This is a genomic window from Streptomyces sp. NPDC006339 (assembly GCF_040612775.1).
GTDB lineage: Bacteria > Actinomycetota > Actinomycetes > Streptomycetales > Streptomycetaceae > Streptomyces.
Window position 1 is genome coordinate 19,734 of the sequence record NZ_JBEXQW010000051.1, and the last position, 24,310, is coordinate 44,043.

Genomic DNA, 24,310 nt, shown 5'->3' on the forward strand with positions numbered 1-24,310 from the left:
GGTCCCCGCCCCGAGGCGCCCGCGCACCGCGAGCCGGATAGGCTCGACGCCGGACGGAGACGACCGGTGAGGGAGCGGCGGAATGACGGTGCCGGGACGCAGGAGCAGCACGTTCAGCCGGCTGCTGCGGCACGGGTTCACCGATCCCTCCGCCGCCGAGCGGCTGCTCGACCTGCCCGATCTCGCCGCCCTGCGCGGCGACTCCGTACTCCTGGACGCCCTCGGCGCCACCGCCGACCCCGACCTCGCCCTGCGCGGCCTGGTCCGGCTGGTCGAGGCGCAGCCCGAGGACGGGCGGCGGGCCCTCACCACCACCCTGCTCTCCGCCAAGCCGTTCCGCGACCGGCTGCTCGGCGTGCTCGGCACCTCCGAGGCGCTCGGCGACCACCTGGCCCGCCACCCCCGCGACTGGCAGGCCCTCGTCACGTACGAGGCGGCCGACCTGCACCCGGGCGTCGCCGACTTCGAGCGCGGGCTCGCCGAGGCGACCGACCCGGTCTCGCTGCGCGTCGCCTACCGCCGCTGCCTCCTCGCCATCGCCGCCCGCGACGTCTGCGGCACCATCGACGTCGCCCAGACCGCCGCCGAGCTGGCCGACCTCGCCACCGCCACCCTGCGCGCCGCGCTCGCCCTCGCCCGCGCCGCCGCGCCCGAGGACGCCGCCCTGTGCCGGCTCGCCGTCATCGCCATGGGCAAGTGCGGCGGCAACGAGCTCAACTACGTCTCCGACGTCGACGTCATCTTCGTCGGGGAGGCGACGGACGGTACGGACGAGGCCAAGGCCCTCCAGGCCGCGACCCGGCTCGCCTCCCACCTCATGCGGATCTGCTCCGAGACCACCGTCGAGGGCACCATCTGGCCCGTCGACGCCAATCTCCGCCCCGAGGGCCGCAACGGCCCCCTCGTCCGCACCCTGTCGAGCCACCTCGCCTACTACCAGCGCTGGGCCAAGACCTGGGAGTTCCAGGCCCTGTTGAAGGCCCGGCCGGTGGCCGGCGACCCCGAGCTCGGCGCCGCGTACATCGACGCCGTCTCCCCGCTCGTCTGGCAGGCCGCCGAACGCGAGAACTTCGTCTCCGACGTGCAGAAGATGCGCCGCCGGGTCGTCGACAACATCCCCGCCGGCCACGTCGACCGCGAGCTGAAGCTCGGCCCCGGCGGCCTCAGGGACGTCGAATTCGCCGTCCAGCTCCTCCAGTTGGTGCACGGCCGCAGCGACGGCACCCTGCACAGCGGCTCCACCCTCGACGCGCTCGCCGCCCTCGCCGCCGGCGGCTACGTCGGCCGCGCCGACGCCGCCCAGCTCGACGAGGCATACCGCTTCCTGCGCGCCATGGAGCACCGCATCCAGCTCTACCGGCTGCGCCGCACCCACCTCGTCCCCGAGGGCGAGGAGGACCTGCGCCGCCTCGGCCGCTCCCTCGGGCTGCGCACCGACCCGGTGGCCGAGCTCGGCCGCGAGTGGCGGCGGCACGCGGCCGTGGTGCGCCGGCTGCACGAGAAGCTGTTCTACCGGCCGCTCCTCGACGCCGTCGCCCAGCTCGCCCCCGGCGAGATCCGGCTCAGCCCCAAGGCCGCCGGCCAGCGCCTCGAAGCGCTCGGTTACGCCGATCCCGCCGCCGCCCTGCGCCACCTGGAGGCGCTGTCCTCCGGGGTCAGCCGCAAGGCCGCGATCCAGCGGACGCTGCTGCCCGTGCTGCTCGGCTGGTTCGCCGACTCCGCCGACCCGGACGCGGGGCTCCTCGGCTTCCGCAAGGTGTCCGACGCGCTCGGCAAGACGCCCTGGTACCTGCGGCTGCTCCGCGACGAGGGCGCCGCCGCCGAGAACCTCGCCCGGGTCCTGTCCGCCGGACGGCTCGCCCCCGACCTGCTGCTGCGCGCCCCCGAGGCGGTCGCGATCCTCGGCGACCCGGAGGGCCTGAAGCCGCGCGGCCGGGACCACCTGGAGCAGGAGGTGCTGGCCGCGGTCGGCCGGGCGGAGGGCGCCGAGCAGGCGGTGGTCGCGGCCCGCGGAGTGCGCCGCCGCGAGCTGTTCCGCACGGCGGCGGCCGACCTCATCGGCTCGTACGGCACGGAGGACAGCCCCCGCGCCTCCGACCCCGGCGACCTGGTCGACCGGGTCGGGCAGGCGGTCACCGACCTCAACGCGGCCACCATCGCGGGCGCGCTGCGGGCGGTCGTACGGGCGGGGTGGGGCGAGGAGCTGCCGACCCGGTTCACGGTCATCGGCATGGGCCGCTTCGGCGGGCACGAACTCGGCTACGGCTCCGACGCGGACGTGCTGTTCGTGCACGAGCCGCGCGAGGGCGTCGACGAGCAGGAGGCGGCCCGGGCCGCGAACCAGGTCGTCACCGAGATGCGCCGGCTGCTGCAACTGCCCACCGCCGACCCGCCGTTGCTCATCGACGCCGATCTGCGCCCGGAGGGCAAGAACGGGCCGCTGGCGCGCACCCTCAAGTCCTACGAGGCGTACTACCGGCGCTGGTCGCTGGTCTGGGAGAGCCAGGCGCTGCTGCGCGCCGAGCCGATGGCCGGCGACGCGGACCTCGGCGAGCGGTTCATGGAGCTCGTCGACCCGCTGCGCTACCCGACGGAGGGGCTCGGCGAGGACGCGGTGCGCGAGATCCGGCGCCTCAAGGCCCGGATGGAGACCGAGCGGCTGCCGCGCGGCGCCGACCCCACCCTGCACGCCAAGCTGGGCCGGGGCGGACTGAGCGACGTCGAGTGGACGGTGCAGCTCCTCCAGATGCGCCACGGCTGGGCCGAGCCGGGACTGCGGACCACCCGCACGCGCGAGGCCCTGGCCGCCGCCCACGCGGCCGGCCTCATCGCCACGGACGAGGCGCAGACCCTGGACGAGGCGTGGGTCCTCGCGACCCGCGTCCGCAACGCGGTGATGCTGGTCCGCGGCCGCTCCGGCGACACCTTCCCCTCCGAACCGCGCGAACTGGCCGCGGTGGGACGCTACCTGGGCTACGGCCCGGGCCACGTCGGCGAGATGGTCGACGACTACCGCCGCGTCACGCGCCGCGCCCGAGCGGTGGTGGAGGAGCTGTTCTACGGGGCGTAGGAGCGTGCGCCTTCCGTCACGCCTGCTTGAGGTACGGCTCCAGGAGCCTGCTCCATGCCTTGTCGATCTGCTCGAACTCCGACGGGCACCGCTCGGCGCGCGACTCCGGCAGGACGCCGTCCGGGTTGGCATCGGTGCGGACCACGCCCTGGTATGCCTGGGGATCGGAGCCGTACAGCCAGCAGATGGCGTTGTAGTAGCGCTGGGAGTCCAGCGAGTGCTCGCCCGCGGGGTCCTCGGGAACCTCGCCCTTCTCCGTGGCGGCGGCGAGGGCGCCCCACGCCTCGATCGCGCTCACCGCGTACTCCTGGTGGACCGAGTCGCCCGCCAGCATGAGCGTAGCGAGCTGGTCGGCGGCGTCCTCCTCCCGGCCGGTGGCCGGCAGGTCGTAGAGGTCGATGAGGGCGTGCCCGAACTCGTGGAAGACGACGCTGTTGGAGATGCCGATGACGTCGTCGTCGGTGGCGCGGGCCTGCTGGGCCGCGGTGCCTTCGGTGTTCAGCTTGTCGAACAGGCCCCGGTACTTCCCGGCCAGTTCGTAGCAGAAGACGATGCCCTTCTCCTTGGGGATCCAGAAGGCGTTGGCCTCACCGCAGCTCAGCGCCACCAGGGGGACGTCGTGAGGCAGTCCGATCAGCGCGTTCGCGTGCGCCGCCGCGCTCTCGAGGACCTCGTTCTCCTGGAGGAAGCGCTGCTCGGCCCGATCCGCCGCGGTCTTGGCCGGCTCGTAGCTCACGACGAGCACACCCGGCCCCGGCGCGGCCGCCGCGAGCGGCACGCCGAGGCCCAGCAGGGCGAGGACGGTCAGCAGAGCGGTCGCCCATCTCCGGTGGAACATCATTGCTTTCCTCCGCTCCTCCTCGGTCGGATCTACGGCATGCAGCGGTCCGCCCGGAGGGCACGCATCTGTTCCTGCCAGGGTCCGATGGCCGCCTGCACGTCGGTGAGGTGTTTCGACGCCTCCGCCACGTCGACGCGTTCCAGCCCGGTCGCCGCCGCGTTGAGCCCGTCCGTCATGTCGCTGCCCGTGTTGAGGGCCTTCTGGATGTCGTCCTTCATCGACTCGGGCTGGTCGATCGCCCGGAGGGAACCGATGAGGTACTTGAGTGTGTCGGCCGCCGACCGGGTGGCGTGGATCGTGTTCCTGGAGTCGTCCTGCGTGGCCTGGCCGGTGGACGTCTGCCGTGCCCAGTGGGCGGCCCATTCCGAGGACAGCCGCAACTTGGCGTTGACGTCGGAGAGTTGCTGTTCACACACGGCGTTCGCCTTCTCACGCCACTCTCCGGCCGAAGGGCCGTCGCTGCCGCCGAGGATCGCGTAGAGGAGGGCGACGATTCCCGCGAGCCCGGACAGCGTCCCGATCCACCAGCCGACGTGCTTCTTGACCGGGTGCTCGGCTTCCTGCTCCCTGGGAGTGTCGGAGGGCATGGATCACCTCCGGGGCGCCGTTCGTGGGGTCGGGGCGACCGAGCCGGTGAACGGACCGTACGGAACGAGCATAGGTCCTCGACGCGCGGCCGGCAGCTCGCCGCGGTGCGATGGCCCCCGTCCCGCCCGTACCGGGCCGGACACGGCCTAGTTCCCGTCGCTCGGCCCCGGCGTCTCGTTGTTTCCGTTGCCGCCCTTGCGGCTCGTCCGCTGGGCCGCGCGGGTCGCGTCCGAGGCGGCCAGGGTGGCCTTGGCCACGGCGCGGGTCCAGCGGGGGCCGCCGCGGGTGGACCAGACGACGCAGACGCAGCCCGCGACGACGAGGGCGAGGACGCCGGAGAGGATGAGCAGGGTCATGGGGGTCGCCCTTCGTTGACGGTCGGCCCCATCGTCTCAGGCCGAGGTGGCCAGGAGTCGTCGGCACCGGGCCAGGTAGCCGTCGAGGGCCAGCTCGAAGGAGGCGTCGGAGCGGCCGCCGGCGACCGCGGCCAGCGCGGCGGCCAGGCGCGGTGTGGCCGTCTCGTCGGCGAGCTCCCACATCATCTCGGGGGCCGCCATGTCGAGGGCCGACCCGAGGACCAGGTTCTCCAGGCCGATGATCACCGGCATCACGTCCGCGAGCGGGAAGCCCGCCGCGAGCAGCCGGACGACCGCCTTCTCGTACTGGAGGAGGACCTTCGGCGCGCGCACCGGCGACGTCGTCAGGAGCGGGATCGCGCGCGGATGGGCGGCGAAGGCGGCCCGGTAGGAGCGGGCCCAGGCCGCCATGGCCGCGTCCCAGGGCTCCCGGTCGAGCGCCGCGTCGTCGATGGCGTCGCACACCCGCTCCCGCAGCAGCTCCACGATGCCGTCCCGGCCGTCCACATGGTGGTACACCGACGCCGTCTGCGCCCCCAGCCTCCGCGCGATCTGCGGGACGCTGAAGTCGCCCTGCTCGTCGACGAGTCGAAGCGCCGTCGTGGTGATGCGCTCCCGGTCGAGGAGGGGCGTGCGCGGCCGGCCCATGCAGGTCTTCTCCCTTTTCAGGTCTTCCCGAATCGTCGGACCCGAGGCTACATTGCGCCACACCAGTCAACCGAAAGGCTTTAGGTTTTCGTCTCGCCCCGTCCCTCCAGAAGGGCTTCTCCCCGCATGTCCTCCAGCAGCTCCCCCGCCCCCGACGAGCCACCCGGCCTGCGCACCGGCACCCTCAGCACCGCCGACATCTCCTTCTTCGTCGTCTCGGCCGCCGCCCCGCTCACCGTCATGGCCGGCGTCGCCCCCATCGCCCTCGTCCTCGGCGGCATCGGCGCCCCCGCCGGCTATCTCCTCGCCGGCATCACCCTCGCGATCTTCGCCGTCGGCTTCACCGCCATGAGCCGGCACGTCCGCAACGCCGGCGCCTTCTACGCGTACATCACCCGCGGCCTCGGCAAGCCGCTCGGCATCGCCGCCGCCCTCATCGCGATGGTCGGCTACAACGGCATGGAGATCGGCGTCTACGGACTCCTCGGCTCCGCCACCGCCGACACCACCCACGCCCTCGTCGGCACCGACCCGCCCTGGCTGCCGATCGCCCTCGCCGGGCTGCTGCTCATCTGGTACGGCGGCTACCGCTCCATCGACTTCGGCGCCAAGGTCCTCGGCGTCCTGCTCGTCGCCGAGACCGGCGTCCTCGTGCTCCTCGCCGGAGGCGTCCTCCTCGACGGCGGCGCCGACGGACTCTCCCTGGCCTCCTTCGCGCCCGGCAACGTGCTCGTGCCCGGCACCGCCGCCGTCCTCGCCTTCGCCTTCTCGGCCTTCACCGGCTTCGAGTCGACCGTGATCTACCGCCGCGAGGCCCGCGACCCGGCCCGCACCATCCCGCGCGCCACCTACATCGCGGTCGGCTTCCTCGGGCTCTTCTACGCCTTCGTCGTCTGGACCGTCATCCAGGCGTTCGGCGACGACAAGGTCGTCGCGGCCGCGGCCGACGACACCGGCGGACTCTTCTTCGCCGCCATCACCACCTACGTGGGGGACTGGGCCGCCGACCTGATGCACGTCTTCATCGTGACCAGCATCATCGCCTCGCTCCTCGCCTTCCACAACGCCATCAACCGCTACGCCCTCGCCCTCGCCGAGGAGGGCGTCCTGCCCGCCGCCCTCGGCCGGATCCACCCCCGCCACCGCTCCCCGTACGTCGCCGGCATCGCCCAGACCGTGCTCGGCGCGGTCGTGGTCCTCGGCTTCGCGGCCGCCGGCGCCGACCCGTACACCCAGCTCCTGCTGTGGGTGAACACCCCCGGCATGCTCGGCCTGATGGCGCTCATGCTGCTCGCCGCCCTCGCCGTCATCCGCTACTTCCGGCGCGTCCCGCACCAGGAGGGCGTCCTGCGCACCCTCGTCGCGCCCGTCACCGCCGCCGTGCTGCTCGCCGTCGCGCTGTGGCTGGTCACCAGCAAGGTCGCGCTCTTCACCGGTGCCTCGCCCACCGTCAACACGGTCCTCGTCGCCGTCGTCCCCGCCGTCCTCGTCCTCGGGCTCCTGCTCGCCGCCCGGCTGCGCCGCACCCGCCCCGAGGTCTACGCCGGCTTCGCCGCCGAACCCGCCGCCACGCCCGCAGCCGACCCCGCCGCCGAACCCACGCCCTCCGGAGACACCCCGTGCCCGACCTCCCTCCCGACCTCGTCCTCGTCCACGCCCGCGTCCGCACCCCCGAGCTCTCCCGGCACACGGCCGTCGCCGTCCGCGGCGGACTGATCACCGCCCTCGGCGACGACACCGACGCCCGCGCCTGGCGCGGGCCCCGCACCGAGGTCGTCGACCTCGCCGGCGCCACCCTCACCCCCGGACTCACCGACGCCCACAGCCACCCCGTGTGGGGCCTGGAGATGTTCACCGGCACCGACCTGTCCGCCGTCACCGACCTCGACGGACTGCGCGCCGCGCTCAAGGCCGCCGAACGCCGCGACGGCTGGGTCCTCGGCTTCGGCCTCGACCACAACGTCTTCGGCGGCCGGCCCGTGCACCGCGAGCTGATCGAGGACGTCCTCGACGGCGCCCCCGCCTTCCTCCGGCTGTACGACGGGCACTCCGCCCTCGTCAGCGCCGCCGCGCTCCGGGCCGCCGGCATCGACGGGCCGCGTGCCTTCGCCCAGCGCTCCGAGGTGGTGTGCGACGCCGAGGGCCGCCCCACCGGGCACCTGAACGAGCACGCCGCCATGGACCTGATGACGCCCGTGCTCCCGGCCCAGTCCTACGCCGAGCGCCGCGACCGGCTCGTCGAGCTGCTGTCCGCCATGGCCGCCACCGGACTCACCGGCGCCCATGTCATGGACCTCGGCGGCCACGACGTCCCCGGCCTGCTCGCCGCGATCGAGGACGACGGCGACCTGCCGCTGCGGCTGCGCCTCGCGCCCTGGTGCATGCCCGGCGCGACCACCGAGGAGCTGGACGGTCTGGTCCGGCTCCAGGAGCGGGCCGGGCGGCTGTGGCGGATCGGCGGGGTCAAGTTCTTCATGGACGGCACCGTCGAGGGCGGCACCGCCTGGCTGGAGCACGCCGACTGCCACGGCCAGGGCACCGACGCCTTCTGGCCCGACCCGGCCGCGTACTCCGCCGCCGTACGCCACCTCCACCGCGCGGGTGTCGGCACCGCCACGCACGCCATCGGCGACGCCGCCGTCCGGCACGTCCTCGACACCGTGGAGGGCCTGCCCGGCGGCGGCCCCCGGCACCGGATCGAGCACATCGAGACCGTCCCCGACGACCAGCTCGGCCGCTTCGCCGCGCTCGGCGTGGTTGCCTCCATGCAGCCCCCGCACACCGCGTACACCCGCGCCGACCACACCGACGAGTGGTCGAAGCGGCTCGGCGAGGAGCGGGCGGAGCGGGCCTGGCGCTGCCGGGACCTGCGGGAGGCGGGCGCGACCCTGGCGCTCGGCTCGGACTGGCCCATCGCCCACCACGACGCCCGTCAGGTGCTCGCCACGGCGCGGTCCCCGCGCGGCGCCGCCTCGGCCCGGCCCGGTCTGACCGGTCTGATGGCCCTGGAGGGCATGACCACGCACGCGGCCCTGGCGGCGGGGGAGGAGCGCCTCGGCGGCCGGATCGCCCCGGGCCTGCGGGCGGACCTCACCGCGTTCGCCGTCGACCCGGTCGACGCCCCGGCCGACGAGACCGCCGACGCTCCGGTCCGCCTCACCGTCGCCGGCGGCCGGATCACCTGGCGGAACTGAGCGCTGCCGCCCGGATCACCTGGCGGAGCTGAGCGGCTCCGGAGCGTCCTCGGTGTCCTCGGGCTCTCCGATCCGCGCGATCTCCTCGGACGCGTCGCGGTCCGCCGCCACCCGCACCGGCGGCGGGCCGCCCGCGGGGACCCCCTGTGGGGCCGAGACGGCCGGGGCCGTGAACGGTTCCACCAGCTTGGGCAGGCGGTGCGGGCGCGAGCCGTACCAGACGTAACTGACCGCGAAGCCGAAGGCCAGGCAGATCACGCCGCCCACCGCGTCGAGCCAGAAGTGGTTGGCGGTGGCCACGATGACGACCAGGGTCGCCGCCGGGTAGACCAGGCCCAGGATCCGCGCCCAGGGCGCCTTGGCGAGCAGGAAGATGGTCACGCCGCACCACAGCGACCAGCCGATGTGCATCGACGGCATCGCCGCGTACTGGTTGGACATCTGCTTGAGGTTGCCCGAGGCCATCGAGCCCCAGGTGTGGTGCACGAGCACGGTGTCGACGAAGTTCTGCCCGTTCATGAGCCGCGGCGGGGCCAGCGGATACAGGTAATAGCCGACCAGGGCCACGCCGGTGGTGGCGAACAGGACCGTGCGGAACGCCGCGTAACGGCCCGGCTGCCATCGGTACAGCCACACCAGCACACCGATCGTCACGATGAAGTGCAGCGTCGCGTAGTAGTAGTTCATGGACACGATCAGCCATGTCACCGAGTTCACGGCGTGGTTGACGGTGTGCTCGAAGGCCAGGCCGAGCGAGTGCTCGGCCTGCCAGATCCAGTCGGCGTTCCTGAGCGCCTGGGCCTTCTGCTCGGGCACCGCGTTGCGGATGAGCGAATAGGTCCAGTAGCTGACGGCGATGAGCAGGATCTCGAACCAGATCCGCGGCCGCCGGGGCGCGCGGAGGCGAAGCCGCGCCCAGCCGCCGCCGGCCACGATGGGTGACGACGGGGTCGTCCGACGTTCCGAGGTCTTCACGGTCGTTTCACCCATAGGTCGAGAGTCTGCCAGATCCCGTCCCCTCGACCGATCATCCCTCGGTCGGGTACGGGGCGCACCCGGTCCGCCTTAAGGCGTAGGGAGTGCCGTAGGGGGTGCGCTAGGGGCCGAGGCGGTGGAGCCGCGCACGACCAGTTCGGGCATGAACACGAACTCGCTGTGCGGGGCGGGGGTGCCGCCGACCTCCTCCAGGAGGGCCCGCACCGCCGCCTGCCCCATGGCCTGCACCGGCTGCCGGATGGTGGTCAGCGGCGGATCGGTGAACGCTATGAGGGGCGAGTCGTCGAAACCGACGACCGAGACGTCCTTCGGCACCTGGAGGCCCTGCTGCCGGGCGGCCCGGATCGCGCCGAGCGCCATCATGTCGCTGGCGCAGACGATCGCGGTGCAGCCCCGGGCGATGAGCGCGGCGGCGGCGGCCTGGCCGCCCTCCAGGGTGTAGAGGGAGTGCTGGATCAGCTCCTCGGCCTCCTCGGGGGCGAGCCCGAGCCGCTCCTGCATGCCCTTGCGGAAGCCCTCGATCTTGCGCAGCACCGGCACGAAGCGCTTGGGGCCGACGGCGAGCCCGATCCGGGTGTGGCCGAGCGCCGCCAGGTGCGTCACGGCGAGCACCATCGCGGCCCGGTCGTCGGGGGAGACGAAGGGGGCCTGCACCTTGGGCGAGAAGCCGTTGATGAGGACGTACGGGACGCCCTTGCCGCGCAACTGGTCGTAGCGGGTGGTGTCGGCGGTGGTGTCGGCGTGCAGTCCGGAGACGAAGATGATCCCCGCGACGCCGCGCTCCACGAGCATGTCGGTGAGCTCGTCCTCCGTGGACCCGCCGGGGGTCTGGGTGGCGAGCACGGGGGTGTATCCCTGCCGGGTGAGGGCCTGCCCGATGACCTGCGCGAGCGCGGGGAAGATCGGGTTGTCCAGTTCGGGGGTTATGAGGCCGACGAGGCCGGCGCTGCGCTGGCGCAGCCGGACCGGGCGCTCGTAGCCGAGCACGTCGAGTGCGGCGAGCACGGATTCACGGGTGGCCGCGGCCACACCGGGCTTGCCGTTGAGCACGCGGCTGACTGTGGCTTCACTGACCCCCGCCTGGGCTGCGATGTCGGCGAGCCGCGCGGTCATGGGAGTGGACTGTACCGGTCGGGCGCCGGATTGCCCACCGTGCGCGGTTTCCGGCCGCCCGCGGGGGACCTGTGCAAGTTCTTGCAAGAGGGGACGTCGTCCCGTGACTGTCAAGCGGCTCGTCGGCAACCTTAGGGACACACGGATGTAACGATCCCCGGGTCTTGCAGAAATTTCCCGCAAGGTCTTTCGGCTCGTTTTCATCCCTGTTACGTTCCTGCCAACCCGGCGCGCCGCGAGGGAGCGGTCGCATGAGGAAGGTTCCAGCCCCTCGTTCTCACCGGGACCATTTGAAGGAGTTCACATGCGGCGTGGCATAGCGGCCACCGCGCTGGTCGCGGCCCTGGGCGTGACCCTGGCGGCGTGCGGCAGCGACAGCGGATCCACCGGCGGTACGAAGGGCTCGGGCGAGCTCTCCGGCACGGTCACCTGGTGGGACACCTCCACGGTCGGCTCCGAGGACAAGGTCTTCAAGAAGATCGCCGAGGACTTCACCAAGAAGCACCCCAAGGTGAAGATCAAGTACGTCAACGTGCCGTTCGGCGACGCCCAGAACAAGTTCAAGAACGCGGCCCAGTCGGGCTCCGGCGCCCCCGACGTGATCCGCGCCGAGGTCGCCTGGACCCCGGACTTCGCGAACCTCGGTTACCTCGCCCCGCTGGACGGCACCCCCGCCCTGAAGGACGAGGACGACTTCTTCAAGCAGGCCGCCGCCTCCACCAAGTACAACGGCAAGACCTACGCCGTGCCGCAGGTCATCGACTCCATGGGCATCTTCTACAACAAGAAGATCTTCAAGGAGGCCGGTGTCGAGGTCCCCAAGACCGTCGACGAGCTCAAGGCCGTCTCCGCCAAGATCAAGCAGAAGACCGGCAAGACCGGCCTCTACCTGCGCGGCGACGACGCCTACTGGTTCCTGTCCTTCCTGTACGGCGAGGGCGGCGACCTGGTCAACGCCGACACCAAGACGGTCACGATCGACAACGCCGCCGGCGTCAAGGCGATGAAGACCGTCAAGGACCTGGTGGACTCCAAGGCCGCGATCACCGACGCGACCAACGGCTGGGACAACATGCAGGCCGCCTTCAAGGACGGCAAGGTCGCCATGATGATCAACGGCCCGTGGGCCGTCGCCGACACCTACACCGGCAAGGAGTTCGCCGACAAGGCGAACCTGGGCATCGCCCCGGTCCCGGCCGGCTCGGCAGGCCAGGGCGCCCCGCAGGGCGGCCACAACCTCGCCGTCTACGCCGGCTCCAAGAACCTGGACGCCTCCTACGCCTTCGTCGAGTACATGAGCTCGCCCGAGGTCCAGGCCCAGTTCGCCAAGGAGCTCAGCCTGCTGCCGACCCGCACGTCGGTCTACGGCAAGACCGAGGTGGCCATGAACCCGATGATCACCTTCTTCAAGCCGGTCGTCCAGAGGGCCGTCGAGCGCCCCTGGATCCCGGAGACCGGCAGCCTCTTCGCCCCGCTGGTCACCGAATACACCAAGGTCCTCACCAACCAGACCACCCCGGAGCAGGGAGCGAAGACGGCGGGCGACTCCTACCGCAAGCTCCTGAAGGACTGGAAGTAACACGGAAGCGGGAAGGAAGGCAGACCGGCTGATGGCTGTGGACACCAGCAGCCAGTCGGTGGCGAAGGCCGCGGGCGACGACGTCGCCCGCGGCCGGAGCCGCGGAACTGGCCACCGGCGGGGACCGGTGAAGCGATCCCTCTCCACCCACTGGTACGCCTGGGCGATGGTCGCCCCGGTGGTGATCGTGATCGGCGTGATCATCGGATATCCGCTGGTCCGCGGCATCTGGTTGTCGCTCACCGACGCCAACGAACGCAACGTCGAGCGTTCCATCGGCGTCAACCACATTCCCGCGAGCTACGAGTTCGTCGGCCTCGACAACTACGCCGACGCCCTCACCGGCAGCCAGTTCCTCGGCACGCTGGGCTGGACGCTTGTGTGGACGGTCGCCTGCGTCTCGGTGACCTTCGGCCTCGGCCTGGTGCTCGCCAACATGCTCAACCGGAAGATGGCCGCCCGCTCCGTCTACCGGATGCTGCTCATCCTTCCCTGGGCCGTGCCCGGCTTCGTCTCCGTCTTCGCCTGGCGCTTCCTCTACGACGAGCGCCGCGGCATCCTCAACCAGCTCCTCGCGGGCGGCGGCATCGACGCCGTGCCGTGGCTCAACGACCCCACCTGGGCCAAGTTCTCGGTCATCGCCGTCAACGTCTGGCTCGGCGTGCCGTTCATGATGGTCGCCCTGCTCGGCGGTCTGCAGTCCATCCCCTCCGAGATGTACGAGGCCGCCGAGATGGACGGCGCGAACGCCTGGCAGCGCTTCCGGCACATCACCCTGCCCGGGCTGCGCTCGGTCTCCACGACGGTGATCCTGCTCAGCACCATCTGGACCTTCAACATGTTCCCGGTGATCTTCCTGCTCACCCGGGGCGGTCCCGGCGAGGCCACCCAGATCCTGGTGACCCAGGCGTACAAGTTCTCCTTCGAGATCAGCCCCCGCGACTACGCGCAGTCCTCCACGTGGGGCGTGCTGATCCTGATCCTCCTGATGGTCTTCGCCGCGGTCTACCGGCGGGTCCTCCGCAAGCAGGGAGAAGTCTGGTGACCACCGCAACCGCCCCCGCCCCGGCCGGGAAGCCGGCCAAGGCTCCGGTGCGCGCGCCGCGCCGCGGCCGCCGCTCCCCGCTCGCCTCCGCCGGGCTGCACCTCACCCTGATCGTCGCCTCCGTGATCGCCGTCTTCCCGGTGCTGTGGGTCCTGCTGACCTCGCTCAAGCCCGCGAAGTACGCCACCACCACGGACTTCGTGAAGGAGACGACGCTCCAGAACTACACGAACCTGCTGAGCGACACCCCGTTCCTCACCTGGTTCGGCAACTCGCTGCTCGTCGCCGCCCTCACCACCCTGCTCGGCGTCTTCGTCGCCTCCACCACCGGCTACGCCGTCAGCCGCTTCCGCTTCCCCGGCAAGCGCGGACTGATGTGGACGCTGCTCATCACCCAGATGTTCCCGGTCGCCGTCCTCATCGTGCCGATCTACAACATCATGGCGTCGATGGGCCTGCTCAACACCTCGACCGGCCTGGTCATCACCTACCTGACCATCGCCGTCCCGTTCTGCGCCTGGATGATGAAGGGCTTCTTCGACACCATCCCGAAGGAGATCGACGAGTCGGGGTACGTCGACGGCCTCACCCCGTTCGGCACCTTCTGGCGGCTGATCCTGCCGCTCGCCAAGCCGGGCATCGCGGTGACCGCCTTCTACTCCTTCATCACCGCCTGGGGCGAGGTCGCCTACGCCTCCGCCTTCATGGTCGGCGACGAGAACATGACCCTCGCCGGCGGACTGCAGAAGTTCGTCAACCAGTACGGCGCCCAGTGGGGCCCGATGACCGCGGCCTCCGTCCTCATCGCGATCCCGGCCGCCCTGGTGTTCCTCTTCGCCCAGCGCCACCTGGTGACCGGCATGTCCGCCGGCGCCGTCAAGGGCTGAGCACCCACCGGCCCCGCAGCCGAGTCCGCGTACGAATGTCCTTACGAGACACAAGGAAGACATGACCCAGCACCTCGCCGCCCCCGCCGACGCCGCTCCTCTCACCGGCACGCAGTCGGGCTGGTGGAGAGACGCGGTGATCTACCAGGTCTACCCCCGCAGCTTCGCCGACGGCAACGGCGACGGCATGGGCGACCTGGAGGGCATCCGCAGCCGGCTTCCGTACCTCAGGGAACTCGGCGTCGACGCCGTCTGGCTCTCCCCCTTCTACGCCTCCCCGCAGGCCGACGCCGGCTACGACGTCGCCGACTACCGGGCCATCGACCCCATGTTCGGCACGCTCCACGACGCCGACGCCGTCATCCGCGAGGCCCACGAACTGGGCCTGCGGATCATCGTCGACCTGGTCCCCAACCACTCCTCCGACCAGCACGAGTGGTTCCAGCGCGCCCTGCGCGAGGGCCCCGGCTCCCCGCTGCGCGAGCGCTACCACTTCCGCCCCGGCAAGGGGAAGAACGGCGAACTCCCGCCCAACGACTGGGAGTCCATCTTCGGCGGCCCGGCCTGGACCCGTACGGAGAACCCGGACGGCACCCCCGGCGACTGGTACCTCCACCTCTTCGCGCCCGAGCAGCCCGACTTCAACTGGGAGCACCCGGCCGTCCGCGACGAGTTCCGCTCGATCCTGCGCTTCTGGCTCGACATGGGCGTGGACGGCTTCCGCGTCGACGTCGCCCACGGCCTGGTCAAGGCCGAAGGACTGCCCGACATCGGCGCGCACGACCAGCTCAAGCTGCTCGGCAACGACGTCATGCCGTTCTTCGACCAGGACGGCGTCCACGAGATCTACCGTTCCTGGCGCGACGTCCTCGCCGAGTACGACGGGGAGCGCGTCCTCGTCGCCGAGGCGTGGACCCCGACCGTCGAGCGCACCGCGAACTACGTGCGCCCCGACGAGATGCACCAGGCGTTCAACTTCCAGTACCTGGGCACCCACTGGGACGCGGCCGAGCTGCGGACCGTCATCGACGCCTCGCTCGCCGCGATGCGCCCGGTCGGCGCGCCCACCACCTGGGTGCTTTCCAACCACGACGTCACCCGGCACGCCACCCGCTTCGCCAACCCGGCGGGCCTCGGAACCCAGTTGCGCACCCCCGGCGACCGCGCGCTCGGTCTGCGCCGGGCCCGCGCCGCGACCCTGCTGATGCTGGCGCTGCCCGGCTCCGCCTACGTCTACCAGGGCGAGGAGCTCGGCCTGCCGGACGTCACCGACCTGCCCGACGAGGTCCGCCAGGACCCGTCGTTCTTCCGGGCCACCGGCCAGGACGGCTTCCGCGACGGCTGCCGGGTGCCGATCCCGTGGACCGTCGAAGGCAGCTCGTACGGCTTCGGCGCCGGCGGCTCCTGGCTGCCGCAGCCGGCCACCTGGGGAGCCCTGAGCGTCGAGGCGCAGACCGGCGACCCCACCTCCACCCTGGAGCTGTACCGCAGCGCGCTCGCCGTGCGCCGCGAGCGCCCCGAACTCGGTGCGGGCGAGTCCGTGGAGTGGCTGGAGGCACCCGAGGGTGTGCTCTCCTTCCGCCGCGACGGATTCGTCTGCACCGCCAACACCACCGGCCGGGCCATCACCGTCCCGCTGCCCGGCCGGCTGCTCCTCTCCTCCAGTGAGGAGGTCCTGATCGTCGCTGCCGACGGCGAGGACACCGCCGTCGTGCCCGCCGACACCACCGCCTGGTGGGCGGTGTGACGATCCCTCTGCCGCGGGGCGCCGGAGGGGGCGCCCCGCGGCTCGCGGACATCGCGGCCCAGTCCGGGGTGAGCGAGGCCACCGTCAGCCGGGTCCTCAACGGCAAGGCGGGGGTGGCCGGCGCGACCCGGCACAAGGTGCTCGCCGCCCTCGACGTGCTGGGCTACGAGCGTCCGGTACGGCTCAAACGGCGCAGCGCGGGCCTGATCGGCCTGGTCGTGCCCGAGCTGACCAACCCCATCTTCCCGGCCTTCGCGCAGGTCATCGAGCAGGTCCTGGCCGGGCACGGCTACACGCCCGTGCTGTGCACCCAGATGCCGGGCGGCGCCACCGAGGACGAGCTGGTCGAGCAGCTCGTGGAGCGCGGGGTGTCCGGCATCCTCTTCCTGTCCGGGCTGCACGCCGACGCGAGCGCCGACCCGGTCCGCTACACGCGGCTGGCCGCCCGCGGGGTGCCCTTCGTCCTCATCAACGGCTTCAACGAGCACGTCGACGCCAACTTCGTCTCGCCGGACGACCGGGCCGCGGCCCGGATGGCCGTACGGCATCTGCTCGAACTCGGCCACGAGCGCATCGGGCTCGCCATCGGACCGACCCGCTACGTCCCCTCGCGCCGCAAGGCCGAGGGCTTCGTCGCCGAGCTGCGCGAGCAGTTGGGCGTGGAGCGGGTGTGGGCCGAACGGTTCGTGCGGCCCACCCTGTTCGGCGTGGAGGGCGGGCACGCCGCCGCCGATCTGCTGCTCGACGAGGGCTGCACCGGCATCGTCTGCGGCTCGGACCTGATGGCCCTCGGGGTGGTCAGGGCGGCCCGCGGCCGGGGCCTCGACGTGCCCCGGGACGTGTCGGTCGTCGGCTTCGACGACTCCCCGCTGATCGCGTTCACCGACCCGCCGCTGACCACCGTGCGCCAGCCGGTGCAGGCGATGGCGACGGCCGCGGTCGGCACGCTCCTGGAGGAGATCGAGGGAAACCCGGTCCAGCGCACGGAGTTCGTGTTCCAGCCGGAGCTGGTCGTGCGCGGTTCCACGGCCCAGCCGCCGTCCTCCGTTTCGTAACTCCTTGCACAACCTTTCGCGTTCGGTTGTTTGAAGTATTGACCGCACGCCTGTGCGCCCCTACGGTCGCGGCTGAAAACAGTTGCTGACGTTTTCGGCAACTTCTTGCGACAGGGACGTCGTACAGGAGGAAACATGGCAAGGAAGACCGTGGCCGCTGCACTCGCCCTTGTGGCAGGAGCCGCTGTGGCCGTCACGGCACCGCCCGCCGCCCAGGCGGCCGCGCCCGGCCCGAAGGACGTCACCGCGGTGATGTTCGAGTGGAACTTCGCCTCCGTGGCCAAGGCGTGCACCGACCAGCTCGGCCCGGCCGGCTACGGCTACGTGCAGGTCTCACCGCCCCAGGAGCGCATCCAGGGCCCCCAGTGGTGGACCGCCTACCAGCCCGTCAGCTACAAGATCGCCGGCCCGCTGGGCGACCGCGCCGCCTTCAAGAGCATGGTCGACACCTGCCACGCCGCCGGCGTGAAGGTGGTCGCCGACACCGTCATCAACCACATGGCGAACTCCTCGGGCACGGGAACGGGCGGCACCTCGTTCTCCAAGTACGCCTACCCGGGCCTCTACTCCGGCGCCGACATGGACGACTGCCGCACGGTCATCTCGAACTACCAGAACCGCGCCGACGTCCAGAACTGCGAGCTCGTCGGCCTGCCCGACCTCGACACCGGCGAGGACTGGGTGCGCGGCCGGATAGCCGCGTACATGAACGACCTGCTGAGCCTCGGCGTCGACGGCTTCCGCGTCGACGCCGCCAAGCACATGCCGGCCGCCGACCTCGCCGACATCAAGTCCCGGCTGACGAATCCTTCCGTCTACTGGAAGCAGGAGGCCATCTTCGGCGCGGGCGAGGCCGTCTCGCCGAGCGAGTACCTCGGCAACGGCGACGTCCAGGAATTCCGCTACGCCCGCGACCTCAAGCGGGTCCTGCAGAACGAGAAGCTCGCCTACCTCAAGAACTTCGGCGAGGCGTGGGGCTACATGCCCTCCGGCCAGTCCGGCGTCTTCGTCGACAACCACGACACCGAGCGCGGCGGCGACACCCTGAACTACAAGAGCGGTGCTCCGTACACCCTCGCCTCCGTCTTCATGCTGGCCTGGCCCTACGGCTCCCCGGACGTCCACTCCGGCTACGAGTGGACCGACAAGGACGCCGGCGCCCCGAACGGCCACCAGGTCTCCGCCTGCTACAGCAACGGCTGGAAGTGCCAGCACGCCTGGCGCGAGATCGCCTCCATGGTCGCCTTCCGCAACACCGCCCGCGGCCAGGGCGTCACCGACTGGTGGGACAACGGCAACAACGCGATCGCGTTCGGCCGCGGCACCAAGGCGTACGTGGCCATCAACCACGAGTCCTCCGCCCTCACCCGCACCTTCCAGACCTCGCTGCCCGCCGGCACCTACTGCGACGTGCAGAGCAACACGGCCGTGACGGTGAACGCGTCCGGCCAGTTCACGGCCACCCTCGGCGCCGACACCGCGCTCGCCCTGCACACCGGCGCCATGAACTGCGCCTCCCAGCCCGCGACGGCCGGCGCCGCCTTCCACGTGAACGCCACCACCACCGTGGGCCAGCACATCCACGTCGTCGGCAACCGCCCCGAGCTCGGCAACTGGTCCACGGCCGCCGCCCCCAAGCTCGACCCGGCCGCCTACCCCGTCTGGAAGCTCGCCGTCTCCCTGCCCGCCGGCACGGCCTTCGAGTACAAGTACATCCGCAAGGACGCCGCGGGGAACGTCACCTGGGAGTCCGGTGCCAACCGCACCGCGACCGTCCCCGCCTCCGGCCAGATCGTCCTGAACGACACCTTCCGCACCTGAGCCCCTCCCACCGCAAAGGGCCGCCCCGCCCGGGGCGGCCCTCTCTTCCCGTACCTCCTGGGAGCACCCCCGTGACACGCAAGAGAACGGCGGTCGCGCTGGCCGCCGCCCTGTGCGCCGCCCTCGTGCCCGCCGTCCCCGCGACGGCCGCGCCACGGCCCCCCGCCCCGCCCTCCGACCGGGCGCTCGCCGCCACCCCGGCCCGCCACGACCTGACCCGCGAGCAGTTCTACTTCGTGCTGCCCGACCGCTTCGCCAACGGCGACACCGGCAACGACCGCGGCGGCCTCACCGGCTCCCGCACCGCCACCGGCTTCGACCCGAGCGACAAGGGCTTCTACCAGGGCGGCGACCTCAAGGGCCTCACCGAGCGGCTCGACTACATCAAGGGCCTGGGCACCACCGCCCTCTGGATGGCGCCGATCTTCAAGAACCGGCCCGTCCAGGGCGAGGGCAAGGACGCCAGCGCGGGCTACCACGGCTACTGGATCACCGACTTCACCCAGGTCGACCCGCACTTCGGCACCAACGAGGACCTGAAGCGGCTGATCGCCGCCGCCCACGCCAAGGGCATGAAGGTCTTCTTCGACGTCATCACCAACCACACCGCCGACACCGTCGACTACGCCGAGAAGAAGTACGGCTACCGCCCCAAGGGCGCCTACCCCTACCTCGACCCCACCGGCCGCCCCTTCGACGACCGGACGGCCCCGCGGACCGAGGTGGACGCGGACTCCTTCCCGTACACGCCCGTCGAGAAGGCCGGCACCAAGGTCCCGGCCTGGCTCAACGACCCCACGATGTACCACAACCGGGGCGACTCCACCTGGGCCGGCGAGTCCGCCGAGTACGGCGACTTCGTCGGCCTCGACGACCTGTGGACCGAGCGCCCCGAGGTCGTCGAGGGCATGAAGCGGATCTACGAGAAGTGGGTCCACGACTTCGACATCGACGGCTTCCGCATCGACACCGTCAAGCACGTCGACCTCGGCTTCTGGACCCAGTGGGCCACCGCGCTCGACGCCTACGCCAAGAAGCGGGGCCGCGAGGACTTCTTCATGTTCGGCGAGGTCTACTCCGCCGACACCGCCGTCACCGCGCCCTACGTCACCCGCGGCCGGCTCGACGCCACCCTCGACTTCCCCTTCCAGGACGCCGCCCGCGCCTTCGCCTCCCAGGGCGCCGGCGCCGACAAGCTCGCCCGGGTCTTCGCCGACGACTACAAGTACATCGCTCGCCACGCCAACGCCTACGAGCAGGTCACCTTCCTCGGCAACCACGACATGGGCCGCATCGGGACCTTCCTCAAGCAGGACCACCCGGGCGCCTCCGACGCCGAACTCGTCCAGCGGGCCCGCCTCGCCAACGAGCTGATGTTCCTCTCCCGCGGCAACCCGGTGATCTACTCCGGCGACGAGCAGGGCTTCACCGGCGCCGGCGGCGACAAGGACGCCCGCCAGCCCCTCTTCGGCTCGAAGGCCGCCGACTACCTCGACGACGACCAGCTCGGCACCGACCGCACCCACGCCTCCGACGCGTACGACCCCACCCACCCGATCTACCGGTCCGTCGCCGAGCTGTCGAAGCTCACCAAGGCCCACCCGGCCCTGCGCGACGGCGTCCAGCGCGAGCGCCACGCCGAGGGCTCCGTCTACGCCTTCACCCGCACGGACCCGAAGGCCAAGGTCGAGTACCTGGTCGCCACCAACAGCGCCACCGAGGCGAAGACCGTCACGGTCCCCGTCGACTCCGCGCGCTTCCACGGCCTCTACGGGACGCGGGGCGCCGTCGCCGCCGAGGACGGCAAGGTCACCGTGACCGTCCCCGCCCTGTCCTCGCTGGTCCTCAAGGCCGACACGCCGCTCCCCGCCCCGGCCGCCGCGCCCGGCGTCACTCTCAAGGCCCCGCCCGCCGGGGCCACCGGCACCGTCGAGATCACCGCCGACGTCACCGGCGGCGGCCTCAACCGGGTCGTGTTCGCCGCCCAGGTCGGCGACGGCCGCTGGCAGACCCTCGGCACCGCCGACCACGCCCCCTACAAGGTCACCCAGCACGTGACGGCCCCCGCCGGCACCCCGCTGCGCTACAAGGCCGTCGTCGTCGACGCCGCCGGGCGCACCGCGAGCAGCCTCGCCGCCACCACGGCCGGCGCGCCCCCCGCGCCCGAGAAGCCCGTCGCCGTCGAGCGCCCGTACGCGATCGTCCACTACCGGCGCGAGGACGGGAACTACGACGGCTGGAAGCTGAAGGCCGCGGGCCAGGAGACCGCCTTCACCGGACGCGACGCCCACGGCGCCTTCGCCTGGGTCCGCGTCCCAGAGGGCGCGTCCACCGTCCCGTACACCGTCGAGAAGGACGGCACCGCCGACGGTCCGCAGCGAAGCATCACCCTCGCCCGCACCGGCGAGGTCTGGATCACGCAGGGCCGCGACGGCCAGTCCGACACCAACCCGGCGCCCGCCCCGCAGGACAAGAGCAAGGTCGTCCTCCACTACCAGCGGACGGACGGCGACTACGACGGCTGGGGCCTGCACCTGTGGACCGGCGCCGCCCAGCCCACCGACTGGTCCCGGCCCCTGATGCCCACCCGGGTCGACTCCTACGGAGCCGTCTACGAGGTGCCGCTCGCCCAGGGCGCGACCACCCTGTCGTACATCCTCCACAAGGGCGACCAGAAGGACCTGCCCACCGACCAGTCCCTCGACCTCGCCACCCACGGCAACGAGGTGTGGCTGCTCGCCGGACAGCCGACCTACCTGCTCCCGACGGCCGGCGGCACCCCGAACCTCGACCTCACCAAGGCCGAGGCCCAGTGGATCGACCGGAACACCGTCGTCTGGAAGGTGAAGGCCACCGACGCCACCAGCCAGCAGCTCGTCTACGCCGAGGACGGCGGCATCACCGTCACCGACGGCGCCCTCAGCGACGAGGGCCGCTGGCTGCGACTGAACGCCACCGCCCTGACCGACGCCCAGAAGGCGCGCTTCCCGCACCTCAGGGACTACCCCGCCTTCTCCGTCGACCCGCGCGACGCCGACCGCGTCCGCGGCGCCCTGCGCGGCCAGATCCTCGCTACCCAGCGCGCCGCCAACGGCGCCCTGCTCGCCGCCACCGGCGTCCAGACCGCCGGCGTCCTCGACGACCTCTACGCGGCGAAGGCGACCCGCGCCGACCTCGGCCCCGTCTTCCGCCACGGCCGCCCCACCCTCTCCCTGTGGGCGCCCACCGCGCAGTCCGTCGCCCTGGAGATCGACGGCAGGACCGTGCCCCTGCGCCGCGACGACGCCTCCGGCGTCTGGTCGGCCACCGGCCCGAAGTCCTGGGCGGGCAAGCCGTACCGCTACGTCGTGAAGGTCTGGGCCCCCAGCGTCGGCAAGGTCGTCGTCAACAAGGTCACCGACCCGTACTCGACCGCCCTCACCACCGACTCGGCCCGCAGCCTCGCCGTCGACCTCACCGACCCGGCCCTCGCGCCGAAGGGCTGGAAGACGCTGAGGAAGCCGGCCGCCGTGCCGCTGCGCGACGCCCAGATCCAGGAGCTGCACGTCCGCGACTTCTCGATCGCGGACCGCACGGCGAACCCCGAGCACCGCGGCACCTTCCTCGCCTTCACCGACAAGGACAGCAAGGGCTCGCGGCACCTCAAGGCCCTCGCCGACTCCGGCACCTCCTACGTCCACCTCCTCCCGGCCTTCGACATCGGCACCATCCCGGAGGACGAGGACGCGCGGACCGAACCCGCCTGCGACCTGAAGGTCTACGCCCCCGACTCCGAGGAGCAGCAGGCGTGCGTGGCGGCGGCCGCCGCCAAGGACGCCTACAACTGGGGCTACGACCCGCTGCACTACACCGTCCCCGAGGGCTCCTACGCCACCGACCCGAACGGCACCCGCCGCACGGTCGAGTTCCGGCAGATGGTCCAGGCCCTCAACGGCCAGGGCCTGCGCACCGTCATGGACGTGGTCTACAACCACACCGTCGCCGCCGGACAGTCCGACAAGTCCGTCCTCGACAGGATCGTGCCCGGCTACTACCAGCGCCTCCAGGCCGACGGCAGCGTCGCCACCTCCACCTGCTGCGCCAACACCGCGCCCGAGAACGCGATGATGGGCAAGCTGGTCGTCGACTCGGTCGTCACCTGGGCCAAGGAGTACAAGGTCGACGGCTTCCGCTTCGACCTCATGGGCCACCACCCCAAGGACAACATCCTCGCCGTGCGCAAGGCGCTGGACGCGCTGACCGTCGAGAAGGACGGCGTCGACGGCAAGGCGATCGTCCTCTACGGCGAGGGCTGGAACTTCGGCGAGATCGCCGACGACGCCCGCTTCGTCCAGGCCACCCAGAAGAACATGGCCGGCACCGGCGTCGCCACCTTCTCCGACCGGGCCCGCGACGCCGTTCGCGGCGGCGGCCCCTTCGACGAGGACCCCGGCGTCCAGGGCTTCGCCTCCGGCCTGTACACCGACCCCAACACCTCGGCGGCCAACGGCTCCCCGGAGCAGCAGAAGGCCCGGCTCCTGCACTACCAGGACCTGATCAAGGTCGGCCTCTCCGGCAACCTCGCCTCCTACACCTTCACCGACACCTCCGGGCGTACGGTCAAGGGCTCCGAGGTCGACTACAACGGCGCCCCGGCCGGCTACGCCGCCGCACCCGGCGACGCCCTCGCCTACGCCGACGCCCACGACAACGAGACCCTCTACGACGCCCTCGCCTTCAAGCTCCCGGCCGACACGTCCCCGGCCGACCGGGCCCGCATGCAGGTCCTCGCCATGGCGACCGCGACCCTCTCGCAGGGCCCGGCGCTCTCCCAGGCGGGCAGCGACCTGCTCCGCTCCAAGTCCCTCGACCGCAACTCGTACGACAGCGGCGACTGGTTCAACGCCATCCACTGGGACTGCCGCGACGGCAACGGCTTCGGCCGCGGGCTGCCCCCGGCCGCCGACAACAAGGCCAAGTGGTCCTACGGCAAGCCGCTGCTCACCGACCCGGACCTGACGGCCGGCTGCGCCGAGATCGACGGCGCCTCCGCCGCCTACCGGGACCTGCAGAAGATCCGTACGACCGAACCGGTCTTCTCCCTCGACACGGCCGCACGGGTCCAGGACGCCCTGTCCTTCCCGCTGTCCGGGCGGGACGAGACCCCCGGCGTGATCACCATGCGCCTGGGCGACCTGGTCGTCGTCTTCAACGCCACCCCGCAGGGGCAGCGGCAGACGGTCGGCGCCCTGGCCGGGAAGGGCTACCGCCTCCACCCGCTCCAGGCGAACGGCTCCGACCCGACGGTCAGGTCCGCCGCCTACGAGCCGGAGTCGGGCACCTTCACCGTCCCGGCCCGCACGGTGGCGGTCTTCACGGCCCGCTAGACCC

Annotated in this window: 16 protein-coding genes; 10 read left to right on the forward strand and 6 right to left on the reverse strand. The window is 71.8% G+C overall.

Annotated elements, in window-relative coordinates; translation table 11 throughout:
- The first annotated feature begins 82 nt into the window (after nucleotides 1-82).
- On the forward strand, nucleotides 83-3,070 hold the full coding sequence (locus ABZ135_RS31550; protein WP_356700566.1) for a bifunctional [glutamine synthetase] adenylyltransferase/[glutamine synthetase]-adenylyl-L-tyrosine phosphorylase: 2,988 nt from the start codon (nucleotides 83-85) through the stop codon (nucleotides 3,068-3,070).
- A 16-nt stretch (nucleotides 3,071-3,086) separates the two neighbouring features.
- On the opposite strand, the gene ABZ135_RS31555 is transcribed toward ABZ135_RS31550, so the two are convergent.
- The 4 genes from ABZ135_RS31555 to ABZ135_RS31570 all read right to left on the reverse strand — a co-directional run bounded on the left by ABZ135_RS31555 (nucleotide 3,087) and on the right by ABZ135_RS31570 (nucleotide 5,503).
- Nucleotides 3,087-3,908: a DUF4344 domain-containing metallopeptidase gene (locus ABZ135_RS31555; RefSeq protein ID WP_356700568.1), complete on the reverse strand. Its 822-nt coding sequence runs from the start codon at nucleotides 3,906-3,908 to the stop codon at nucleotides 3,087-3,089.
- 32 nt (nucleotides 3,909-3,940) lie between these two features.
- Nucleotides 3,941-4,498, reverse strand: a complete 558-nt coding sequence (locus ABZ135_RS31560) for a hypothetical protein (protein WP_356700570.1) — start codon at nucleotides 4,496-4,498, stop codon at nucleotides 3,941-3,943.
- Nucleotides 4,499-4,645: 147 nt separating this feature from the next.
- The gene (locus tag ABZ135_RS31565) at nucleotides 4,646-4,855 is read right to left on the reverse strand and encodes a hypothetical protein (RefSeq protein WP_356700572.1); all 210 of its coding nucleotides are present in this window, start codon (nucleotides 4,853-4,855) and stop codon (nucleotides 4,646-4,648) included.
- 36 nt (nucleotides 4,856-4,891) lie between these two features.
- The gene (locus ABZ135_RS31570) at nucleotides 4,892-5,503 is read right to left on the reverse strand and encodes a TetR/AcrR family transcriptional regulator C-terminal domain-containing protein (protein ID WP_356700574.1); all 612 of its coding nucleotides are present in this window, start codon (nucleotides 5,501-5,503) and stop codon (nucleotides 4,892-4,894) included.
- A gap of 126 nt (nucleotides 5,504-5,629) precedes the next feature.
- Here ABZ135_RS31570 and ABZ135_RS31575 point away from each other — a divergent pair, with 126 nt between their 5' ends.
- Complete coding sequence (locus ABZ135_RS31575) at nucleotides 5,630-7,219, forward strand: APC family permease (RefSeq protein ID WP_356700576.1); 1,590 nt, start codon at nucleotides 5,630-5,632, stop codon at nucleotides 7,217-7,219.
- Nucleotides 7,123-8,697, forward strand: a complete 1,575-nt coding sequence (locus tag ABZ135_RS31580; protein WP_356700578.1) for an amidohydrolase — start codon at nucleotides 7,123-7,125, stop codon at nucleotides 8,695-8,697. Before ABZ135_RS31575 ends, ABZ135_RS31580 begins: the two co-directional genes overlap by 97 nt.
- Nucleotides 8,698-8,712: 15 nt before the next feature.
- Here ABZ135_RS31580 and ABZ135_RS31585 read toward each other — a convergent pair whose 3' ends face one another.
- Together ABZ135_RS31585 and ABZ135_RS31590 are read right to left on the reverse strand one after the other, a co-directional pair.
- On the reverse strand, nucleotides 8,713-9,687 hold the full coding sequence (locus tag ABZ135_RS31585; RefSeq protein WP_356700580.1) for a phosphatase PAP2 family protein: 975 nt from the start codon (nucleotides 9,685-9,687) through the stop codon (nucleotides 8,713-8,715).
- Between the two features lie 75 nt (nucleotides 9,688-9,762).
- Nucleotides 9,763-10,806 (reverse strand): LacI family DNA-binding transcriptional regulator, encoded by a 1,044-nt coding sequence (locus ABZ135_RS31590; RefSeq protein WP_356700582.1) that lies wholly within the window; start codon nucleotides 10,804-10,806, stop codon nucleotides 9,763-9,765.
- A gap of 304 nt (nucleotides 10,807-11,110) precedes the next feature.
- On the opposite strand from ABZ135_RS31590, the gene ABZ135_RS31595 reads away from it, so the two are divergent.
- From ABZ135_RS31595 to pulA, 7 genes are all read left to right on the forward strand, one after another.
- Complete coding sequence (locus ABZ135_RS31595; protein ID WP_356700584.1) at nucleotides 11,111-12,385, forward strand: extracellular solute-binding protein; 1,275 nt, start codon at nucleotides 11,111-11,113, stop codon at nucleotides 12,383-12,385.
- A 31-nt stretch (nucleotides 12,386-12,416) separates the two neighbouring features.
- Entirely contained in the window at nucleotides 12,417-13,430 is a 1,014-nt protein-coding gene (locus ABZ135_RS31600; RefSeq protein WP_356700586.1) for a sugar ABC transporter permease, read from the forward strand.
- Between the two features lie 47 nt (nucleotides 13,431-13,477).
- Complete coding sequence (locus tag ABZ135_RS31605; RefSeq protein ID WP_356700615.1) at nucleotides 13,478-14,317, forward strand: carbohydrate ABC transporter permease; 840 nt, start codon at nucleotides 13,478-13,480, stop codon at nucleotides 14,315-14,317.
- Between the two features lie 61 nt (nucleotides 14,318-14,378).
- A complete protein-coding gene (locus ABZ135_RS31610; RefSeq protein ID WP_356700588.1) occupies nucleotides 14,379-16,064 on the forward strand; it encodes a glycoside hydrolase family 13 protein in 1,686 nt (561 codons plus the stop codon).
- Nucleotides 16,052-17,119: a LacI family DNA-binding transcriptional regulator gene (locus tag ABZ135_RS31615; RefSeq protein WP_356700590.1), complete on the forward strand. Its 1,068-nt coding sequence runs from the start codon at nucleotides 16,052-16,054 to the stop codon at nucleotides 17,117-17,119. Before ABZ135_RS31610 ends, ABZ135_RS31615 begins: the two co-directional genes overlap by 13 nt.
- Before the next feature lie 135 nt (nucleotides 17,120-17,254).
- Entirely contained in the window at nucleotides 17,255-18,940 is a 1,686-nt protein-coding gene (locus ABZ135_RS31620) for a carbohydrate-binding module family 20 domain-containing protein (RefSeq protein WP_356700592.1), read from the forward strand.
- A 71-nt stretch (nucleotides 18,941-19,011) separates the two neighbouring features.
- Nucleotides 19,012-24,306: a pullulanase-type alpha-1,6-glucosidase gene (gene pulA / locus ABZ135_RS31625; RefSeq protein ID WP_356700594.1), complete on the forward strand. Its 5,295-nt coding sequence runs from the start codon at nucleotides 19,012-19,014 to the stop codon at nucleotides 24,304-24,306.
- Nucleotides 24,307-24,310: the final 4 nt, after the last annotated feature.

Excerpts from the sequence above, each read along its gene's own strand:
- ABZ135_RS31550 (WP_356700566.1), top strand. The coding sequence starts at position 83 with ATGACGGTGCCGGGACGCAGGAGCAGCACGTTCAGCCGGCTGCTGCGG.
- ABZ135_RS31555 (WP_356700568.1), bottom strand. The coding sequence starts at position 3,908 with ATGTTCCACCGGAGATGGGCGACCGCTCTGCTGACCGTCCTCGCCCTG.
- ABZ135_RS31560 (WP_356700570.1), bottom strand. The coding sequence starts at position 4,498 with ATGCCCTCCGACACTCCCAGGGAGCAGGAAGCCGAGCACCCGGTCAAG.
- ABZ135_RS31565 (WP_356700572.1), bottom strand. The coding sequence starts at position 4,855 with ATGACCCTGCTCATCCTCTCCGGCGTCCTCGCCCTCGTCGTCGCGGGC.
- ABZ135_RS31570 (WP_356700574.1), bottom strand. The coding sequence starts at position 5,503 with ATGGGCCGGCCGCGCACGCCCCTCCTCGACCGGGAGCGCATCACCACG.
- ABZ135_RS31575 (WP_356700576.1), top strand. The coding sequence starts at position 5,630 with ATGTCCTCCAGCAGCTCCCCCGCCCCCGACGAGCCACCCGGCCTGCGC.
- ABZ135_RS31585 (WP_356700580.1), bottom strand. The coding sequence starts at position 9,687 with ATGGGTGAAACGACCGTGAAGACCTCGGAACGTCGGACGACCCCGTCG.
- ABZ135_RS31590 (WP_356700582.1), bottom strand. The coding sequence starts at position 10,806 with ATGACCGCGCGGCTCGCCGACATCGCAGCCCAGGCGGGGGTCAGTGAA.
- ABZ135_RS31595 (WP_356700584.1), top strand. The coding sequence starts at position 11,111 with ATGCGGCGTGGCATAGCGGCCACCGCGCTGGTCGCGGCCCTGGGCGTG.
- ABZ135_RS31600 (WP_356700586.1), top strand. The coding sequence starts at position 12,417 with ATGGCTGTGGACACCAGCAGCCAGTCGGTGGCGAAGGCCGCGGGCGAC.
- ABZ135_RS31610 (WP_356700588.1), top strand. The coding sequence starts at position 14,379 with ATGACCCAGCACCTCGCCGCCCCCGCCGACGCCGCTCCTCTCACCGGC.
- ABZ135_RS31620 (WP_356700592.1), top strand. The coding sequence starts at position 17,255 with ATGGCAAGGAAGACCGTGGCCGCTGCACTCGCCCTTGTGGCAGGAGCC.